General features: G+C 67.2%; 4 protein-coding genes. 2 read left to right on the forward strand and 2 right to left on the reverse strand.

Annotated features, from left to right (window positions below; all coding sequences use genetic code 11):
- Position 1: 1 nt before the first annotated feature.
- Positions 2 to 1351: a M48 family metalloprotease gene (locus V2B31_RS11420; RefSeq protein WP_328278578.1), complete on the reverse strand. Its 1350-nt coding sequence runs from the start codon at positions 1349 to 1351 to the stop codon at positions 2 to 4.
- Between the two features lie 125 nt (positions 1352 to 1476).
- Positions 1477 to 4215, reverse strand: a complete 2739-nt coding sequence (locus tag V2B31_RS11425) for an Rne/Rng family ribonuclease (RefSeq protein ID WP_328278580.1) — start codon at positions 4213 to 4215, stop codon at positions 1477 to 1479.
- 503 nt (positions 4216 to 4718) lie between these two features.
- Here V2B31_RS11425 and V2B31_RS11430 point away from each other — a divergent pair.
- Together V2B31_RS11430 and V2B31_RS11435 are read left to right on the forward strand one after the other, a co-directional pair.
- On the forward strand, positions 4719 to 5999 hold the full coding sequence (locus V2B31_RS11430; protein WP_328278584.1) for an N-acetylmuramoyl-L-alanine amidase: 1281 nt from the start codon (positions 4719 to 4721) through the stop codon (positions 5997 to 5999).
- Between the two features lie 252 nt (positions 6000 to 6251).
- Positions 6252 to 7923 (forward strand): penicillin-binding protein 1A (locus V2B31_RS11435; RefSeq protein WP_328278587.1); only part of this gene is annotated, 1672 nt, incomplete at its 3' end.

Below are 7923 nucleotides of genomic sequence, written 5' to 3' on the forward strand. Positions count from 1 at the left end.
ATTATCGTTTCTTGCGCTGCTGTTCGATGACGGCGCGGGAGGTCATGGCGATATCCTGCGCGCGCAGATAGTCAACCGTGCCGGGCTTCAACCCCTGCATGGCGGTGTCGGCGCTGCGCAGCGCCATCGGATGCTCGCCCATCATCGCATAACGCTCCGCCGTCGCCAGCGCCGCGCGGGGCGTGTCGCCGCGCCGCTCATAGACGACGCCGAGCTGATACCAGGCGAAGGGATTGTCGCTGTCGCGCTGCACCGCGACGCGCAGCACCTGCTCCGCCTCGGCGAAATTGGCCGGGTCTTCCGTCGCGATTAGCGCATGGGCGAGCAGCGTGGAGATGAGCGGCTGGTTGGTCAGCCTCACCGCCTCGCGCAGCGGCGCGACCGCCTCGGCGGGCTTGCCGCTCTCGAGCAGGATCTGGCCCTTCAGCTCCAGAAAATAGGGGTCGTGGGGCGCGGCGGCGAGCAGCCAGTCCGCCTCCTCCAGCGCCTTTTGCGGATAGGCGCTTTTGTGCCAGGCATAGGCGCGGGCATAATGGGCCGGGATCGACTGATCGCTCTCGGGATATTTGATGAGCGTCTGTTGCGGTTCCGACACGAAGCCGATCAGCTTTGCCTTGATCCGCTCGAACCGCTTTTCGAGATAGGGGTCGGGCGGCCTGTTCCACGCCGGGTCGGGTTCATAGACTTCGCGCAGCACCTGGATGCGCTCGCCCGACAGCGGGTGGGTGCGGCCATAGCTATTGTCCTGCGGGATGGCGAGGCGATATTCCTGATTCTGGAGCTTCTTGAAGAATTCGAGGCTCCCCTTGCCGCTGATGCCGGCAGCGTGGAGATAGCGCGCGCCGGCAAGGTCGGCCGAGCTTTCCTGTGCGCGGGAGAAGGCAAGGAATTTGCTCATCGCCGCCTGCTGGCCGAGGCCCATGATGCCCATGCCCGCTTCCGCGCCGCCCGCCGCGATCGCCGCCGCGCCGAGCACGAGGCTCAAGAGCGTGACGCCGGTCGCTTCCTTGATCCCCTCGCCCGATCGGATGACGTGCCCGCCCTCGATATGGCCGAGTTCGTGCGCGACCACGCCCTGCAACTGGTTCACATTGTCGGCCTGGGCGATGAGGCCGCTATGCACCCAGACATATTGGCCGCCCGCGACGAAGGCGTTGATCTCCGGGTCGTTGATGACCATCACCTGCACGTTGCGCGGCTCCATGCCGGCGGCTTTCACCAGCGGACCGGACATGTCGGCCATGAAGGCTTCGGTCTCCGCGTCGCGCAAGATCTGCTGGGCGAGCGCGGGGCGGGCGATCAGCGCGAGCGCGGCGATGGTCAGGGTCAGGAGTTGCAGAAGGCGCGACATGGCGCCTGCGCCATGCCGCCGCCCGACTGAACCGGCCGTGAAGCGACAGGCAGAAAAGAAAAGCGCCGCTGCGCGCCGGTCGGGACCGGAAGGGCAGCGGCGCTTCGTCATGGGGGCGGGCTGGCTTACTGGCCGAAGGTGCGCTGCCACCAGCCGCGGCGCGGCCCGCCTTCCTCGCCACCGGCATCGGCAGGCTCGGCTTCGCCTTCCGCCGGCGCGGGGGCGTCCGCAGCGGCGGGCGCATCCTCGACCGGAGCCTCCGCCGTCATGGCGTCGGCCGGCGCAGCGGCTTCGGCTACCGCGTCCGCTTTCTTGCGGCGCGTGCGCTTGGGCTTGGCCGGCGCTTCCTCGGCGGCTTCGGGGGCAGCGGCCGGCTCTGGCGCGGCTTCCGCTTCCACGTCCACCTTCTTGCGCCGGCTGCGCTTGGGCTTGGCCGGCGCTTCCTCGGCGACCGGCTCGGCTGGCGCGGGCTCTTCGATGACCTCCGCTGGCGCCTCCGCCGCCTCGGTCACGGCTTCGGCCTCTGCCCCTTCGACGTCGCTCAGGACAGGCTTCTTCCGGGCGCGGGGGCGGCGGCGGGTCTTGGGCGCGTCCTCGGCGGGCGCTTCCTCGACCGGCGTGGTTTCAGCCACGGGTTCGGCCTCGGCCTCCACGATCGGCTCGGCGTCGGCGGTGTCGGTCTCGGCTGTCACAGCCTCTTCCCCGCCTTCGCGGCGGCGGCGACCACCCCGGCGACCGCGACGGCCGCGACGACGCGCGCCGCCTTCCTCGTCGCCAGCATCGTCGGCGTTGCTCTCAGCCGCATCGGCGGCCTCTTCCGCGACGATCTCGGCATCTTCAACAGGCTCGCCCGTTTCGTCCGACTCCTCGCCAGCGTCAGCCGCGCCTTCCCCGGTCTGCGCCTCGTCGCGCTGGCCGCCCCGGCGGCGACGCCGACGCCGCCGACGACGGCCGCCCTCGCGCTCCTCGCCCCGCTCGGCGCGGTCGCTGCGCTCCTCGCGTTCGGGCGCGGCTTCGGCCTCCTCGGCCTCTTCCTCGTCTTCCTCTTCCTCGATGACGTCGAAATCATCGTCGTCATCGGCCAGCGGGGTATAATCGACCACGCGCTCGGGGCGGGGGCCGCTCGCCTCCACCGACATGCGCGCGCCCTCGATCTCGCCATCGGGCAGGATCTCGATCCGCACGCCGTAGCGCTGCTCGATCTCGTCCAGTTCGCGGCGCTTGTTGTTGAGGACGTAGAAGGCCGCTTCCTGGCTCGCGCGCAGGGTGATGATCGAACCGCGACCGCGCGCGGCTTCCTCCTCCAGCATCCGCAGCGCGCCCAGACCCGCCGAGGAGGCGGTGCGGACAAGGCCGGTGCCTTCGCAATGCGGGCACTGGCGGGTCGACGCTTCCAGCACGCCGGTGCGCAGCCGCTGGCGGCTCATTTCCATGAGGCCGAAGCCCGAAATGCGGCCGACCTGGATGCGGGCGCGATCGTCCTTCAGCGCCTCCTTCATCGCCTTCTCGACCTTACGGATGTTGGAGTTCATCTCCATGTCGATGAAGTCGATGACGACCAGGCCCGCCATGTCGCGCAGTCGCAGCTGGCGCGCGATCTCCCGCGCGGCTTCCAGATTGGTGGCGACGGCGGTTTGTTCGATGCCATGCTCGCGGGTTGAGCGCCCGGAATTGATGTCGATCGACACCAGAGCCTCGGTCGGGTTGATGACGAGATAGCCGCCCGATTTCAGCTGCACCACGGGATTGTACATCGCCGCCAGCTGATCCTCGACGCTGGCGCGCTGGAACAGCGAGATGGGGTCGGCATATTGCTTCACCCGCCGGGCGTGGCTGGGCATCAGCAGCTTCATGAAGTCCTTGGCGGCGCGATATCCTTCCTCGCCCTCGACGATGACTTCCTCGATATCCTTGTTGTAGATGTCGCGGATCGCGCGCTTGATGAGGTCGCTGTCATTGTGGATCAGCGCTGGCGCGGACGCCTTCAGCGTCTTTTCGCGGATTTCGTCCCACAGGCGAGCGAGATAGTCGAAGTCGCGCTTGATCTCCGGCTTGGTGCGCTGGAGCCCGGCGGTGCGGACGATGCAGCCCATGGTGGAGGGCAGGTTCATTTCCGCGATGATCGACTTCAACCGCTTGCGGTCGGCCGCGTTGCTGATCTTGCGGCTGATGCCGCCGCCATGCGACGTGTTGGGCATCAGCACGCAATAGCGGCCGGCAAGCGACAAATAGGTGGTCAGCGCCGCGCCCTTGTTGCCGCGCTCCTCCTTGACGACCTGGACCAGCAGCACCTGGCGGCGCTTGATGACGTCCTGAATCTTGTAGCGGCGGCGCAGCGCCATGCGCTTGCGGCGCAGTTCGTCGGCAGCCTCGTCGCCATTGCCCTTGCCGCGCCGGCGGCCCCGGCCATTGCCTTCCTGGGGCACGTTCTCGGCTGCTTCGGCAGCGTCGCCCGCCTCATCCTCGTCATCATGATGATGGGTGGCCTCGACAAGCTCCACGCCGCCTTCGGCATGATGGCCTTCCTCCTCATCCTCATCGTCATAGTCGGCGCGCAGCGCGGCCTCTTCCTCGGCGTGGGCGCGTTCTTCGCGCAGCAGCGCCTCGCGGTCCTCGCGCGGAATCTGATAATAGTCGGGATGGATTTCGCTGAAGGCCAGAAAGCCGTGGCGATTGCCGCCATAGTCCACGAACGCAGCCTGGAGCGAAGGCTCCACGCGGGTCACTTTGGCGAGGTAGATATTGCCCTTGAGCTGCTTGTGCTCGGCCGATTCGAAATCGAACTCCTCGATCCGGTTACCTTTGACGACCGCGACCCGGGTCTCTTCCCGGTGGCGCGCATCGATCAGCATACGCATTGTCATTTATTATTCTCCGGCGCGGGGCCAGGGCCAGAAGCCGGGCCGCCACGCGATGGTAAGGGGACCGCCGGGCGCGCGCCGAAAGGGGCGCGGATGCCGGCATGGTCCGGGTTTTGATGGAAATACGTGCGTCTGCTGCGTCGGCAGGGCCGGCAATGGCGCCGGGCCGATCCATCCACGCCGCCACGCCCGTTACCGGGGCAGCCGTGGAAGGAAATTCAAGCCTCATGCAGCGTCAACCTGTTTGCGGCACCGGCGGCGGCGCGGGCTGCGCGCCCGCCGATGCATGTCTTTATGCGCCTGAAAAGCCCGCCATTGGTCGGCGATCCTGTCAGGAATATGAAGGGGTAGCAGTCAATGCTTACCGGAGCAACAATTGCCTGAAATAATGTCCGGCAGCGCTTTTCATGCCTAAATCGCCATTAACCCTTTCATTTTACGCAGTTCAAAGGGGCGACGCTTAATCCGGCGTTCAGCGTGGGGACGCTTCGAGACGGGTCATCGTCATGAAATTTGGCTGGACGGCCGATGCACGCGCGTTGCACAAGCAACGCATGTTCCACAGCCTCGCCCTGGCGGGAATTGCCTTTGCCGCAGCGCCGGGAAGCGCCGGCGGCATAGCCGGCGTCGATGTGCAGGACGACCGGGTGGTGGTGCGCTTCGATGACCGCGTTGCGGGCGCATCGGCCTTTCTGCTCGATGCGCCGCGCCGTATCGCGCTCGACATCGACGGGGCGCAGATGGGCAATTTGCGCTTTGCGCCGGGGCGCGGCAGCATTGCCGCCGTGCGGCAGGGGCAATTGAGTGGCGACACGGCCCGCGTCGTGCTCGATCTCGCCGCGCCGGCGACGCTCGGCGATCCGCAGATCGCGGCGGACGGCAAATCGCTGAGCTTCTCGCTCCAGACTGTCACCGACGCACGGTTCAAGTCGGCGGTGGGCAAGGGCCGCACCCGCTTCGACGCGCCCGCCGACATGGCCGCGCGGCCGCAGAAACGGCTCCATTCGATCACCGTGCCGATCCCGTCCGTGGCGCGGGGCGTCGCCCTGCCGGCGGTCGAAGGCGTGGCTGATGGCGCGCGGCCGCTGGTCGTCATCGACGCCGGCCATGGCGGCCATGATCCGGGCGCGATCAACAAGGAAAATGGCAAGCGCGAGAAGGACGTGACTCTCGCCATCGCCCAATCGATCCGCGATGCGCTGGTCAAGTCCGGCCGCGTGCGCGTGGCGCTGACGCGCGACGACGACAAATATCTCGTGCTCCAGGAACGCTATGGCATCGCGCGCAAGCTCGGCGCGGACCTCTTCATCTCCATTCATGCCGACGCAGCGGAAAATGCGGAAGCGCGCGGCGCGACCGTCTATACCTTGTCCGAAACCGCGTCCGACCGCGAAGCGGCGCGGCTGGCGGCGCGGGAGAACAAGGCCGATATCATCAATGGCGTCAATCTGGGCGGCCAGTCGGGCGACGTGTCCTCGATCCTGATCGACCTCACCCAGCGCGAATCGATGAACATCTCGGCCAGCTTCGCGCGGCTGCTCCAGCGGGAGGCCGCGCCCTTCGTGCCGTTCCGCAGCACCTATCACCGCTTCGCGTCGCTGATGGTGCTGAAGGCTCCCGACACGCCGTCGGTGCTGTTCGAGACCGGCTATATCAGCAATGAGGCCGACGCCGCCTTCCTCGCATCGCGCGAGGGGCAGCAGAAGATCGCCCGCGGCGTCGCTCGCGCGGTCGAGGTGCATTTCGCCCGCAAGCTGGCGATGCGCGGGGATGCGGCGGGCGGGTGAAGTCACGCTCTAACTCACCCCTCCCCTTCAGGTCGGATCGAGTCACGTGCCTCGATCCGAGGGACGGGGGTGGGGGTGTGCCGGCAAATGGAACGTCGAATGCTTGTCTGACCCCCCACCCCAACCCTTCAAACGAGGCGCGTGACTCGTTTGAACCTGAAGGGGAGGGGCTATATTAAGGCGGGCAATTATTGCCTCGGCTCGTCCGCCCTACTGGCCTTGGCTGCGATTTGACCCTAGAGCCTCTTCCCCATGGAAGAAGTCCGTTCCGATAGCGCTGCAACATCCGTCACCTACCGCCTGCGCCGCGACGCGGGCGGGTTTCTCAGCCGCTTCGGTGCGCTGTGGCAGCGGCGGCTGTTCCGCTGGGGGGCGATTCTGCTCGGCGGTCTCGCGCTCGCCTATCTGCTCTTCTGGCTGATCTTCGCGCGCGGGCTGCCTGACGCCGCGACGCTGTTGGAATATGAGCCGCCGCTCCCCACCATCGTGCGCGACATTAACGGCCAGCCGGTGCACAGCTATGCCCGCGAGCGGCGCGTCCAGCTGCAATATAGCGACTATCCGCCGCTCCTGATCCGCGCCTATCTGGCGGCGGAGGACAAGACCTTCTTCGAGCATCATGGCGTCGATATTCCGGGCTTCGCCGGCGCGGTGGTCGATTATGTCAGCAAGCTGGGGTCGGGGCAGCGCGCGCGCGGCGGCTCCACCATCACCCAGCAGGTCGCCAAGAATCTGCTGATCGGCGACGAATATTCGCCGACCCGGAAGGTCAAGGAGATGATCCTCGCCTACCGGATGGAGAATGTGCTCTCGAAGCAGCAGATCCTCGAACTCTATCTCAACCAGATCTTCCTCGGCCGGAACGCTTACGGCGTGCAGGCGGCGGCGCGCGCCTATTTCGACAAGGATGTCGCCGACCTCAAACTGCATGAAATGGCCTATCTCGCCATCCTGCCCAAGGGGCCGGCCAATTATCGCCCCGAAAGCGAGAGCGGCCATGCCCGCGCGATCGACCGGCGCAACTGGGCGCTGGGGGAAATGTACGCCAATGGCTGGATCACCGCCGCCCAGCGCGACGCCGCGATGGCGCAGCCGCTCGGCACCGTCGCCGCGCACGGCTCCAGCTTCGACGCGCGCGCGGGCGGCTATTATATGGAGGAAGTGCGCCGTCGCCTGATCGAGCGCTTCGGCGAAAAGGCGGCGGACGGCCCCAACAGCGTCTATGCCGGCGGCCTGTGGGTCCGCAGCCCCTATGACCCGGTGGTGCAGGAAAAGACGCAGGACGCGCTGCGCGGCGGGCTGCTGCGCTTCGACGCCGGGCGCGGCTGGTCCGGGCCGGTCGGCCATATCAACATAGACAATGGCTGGGAGCGCGAACTCGCCGCCAGCTATATCAGCGTCGATTATGCGAGCTGGCGCGTCGCCGCCGTCATCAGCCGCACGTCCACCGAGGCCGAGATCGGCTTTTCCGACGGCACGACCGGCGTGCTGCCGGCAAGCGCGGCGCAGACGCCCTATCGCCGCACCGGCGGCCCCGCTTTTTCGGCGCTCAAGCCCGGCGACCTGATCGTCGTCACCCGCAACGGGGCGAGCTGGGCGCTGCGCTCCATTCCCGAAGTGTCGGGCGGCATGGTGGTGGAGGAGGTCCGGTCGGGCCGCATCCGCGCGATGCAGGGCGGCTTCGATTCGCGCCTGTCCTCCTACAACCGCGCGACGCAGGCGCTGCGCCAGCCGGGATCGACCATCAAGCCCTTCGTCTATGCCTCGGCACTGGACAATGGCATGACGCCGGCCTCGATCATCGTCGATGGTCCCTTGTGCGTCTATCAGGGCGCGGGTCTGGGGCAAAAATGCTTCCGCAACTTCTCCGGCGGCAGCGCCGGGCCGCAGACGATGCGCTGGGGCGTCGAGCAGTCGCGCAACC

Origin of the sequence: Sphingobium sp. (assembly GCF_036170395.1) — a bacterium.
GTDB lineage: Bacteria > Pseudomonadota > Alphaproteobacteria > Sphingomonadales > Sphingomonadaceae > Sphingobium.

What these genes read in the sequence shown, in the direction of transcription:
- V2B31_RS11420 (WP_328278578.1), bottom strand. Translation starts at nt 1,351, where the DNA reads ATGTCGCGCCTTCTGCAACTCCTGACCCTGACCATCGCCGCGCTCGCG.
- V2B31_RS11425 (WP_328278580.1), bottom strand. Translation starts at nt 4,215, where the DNA reads ATGACAATGCGTATGCTGATCGATGCGCGCCACCGGGAAGAGACCCGG.
- V2B31_RS11430 (WP_328278584.1), top strand. Translation starts at nt 4,719, where the DNA reads ATGAAATTTGGCTGGACGGCCGATGCACGCGCGTTGCACAAGCAACGC.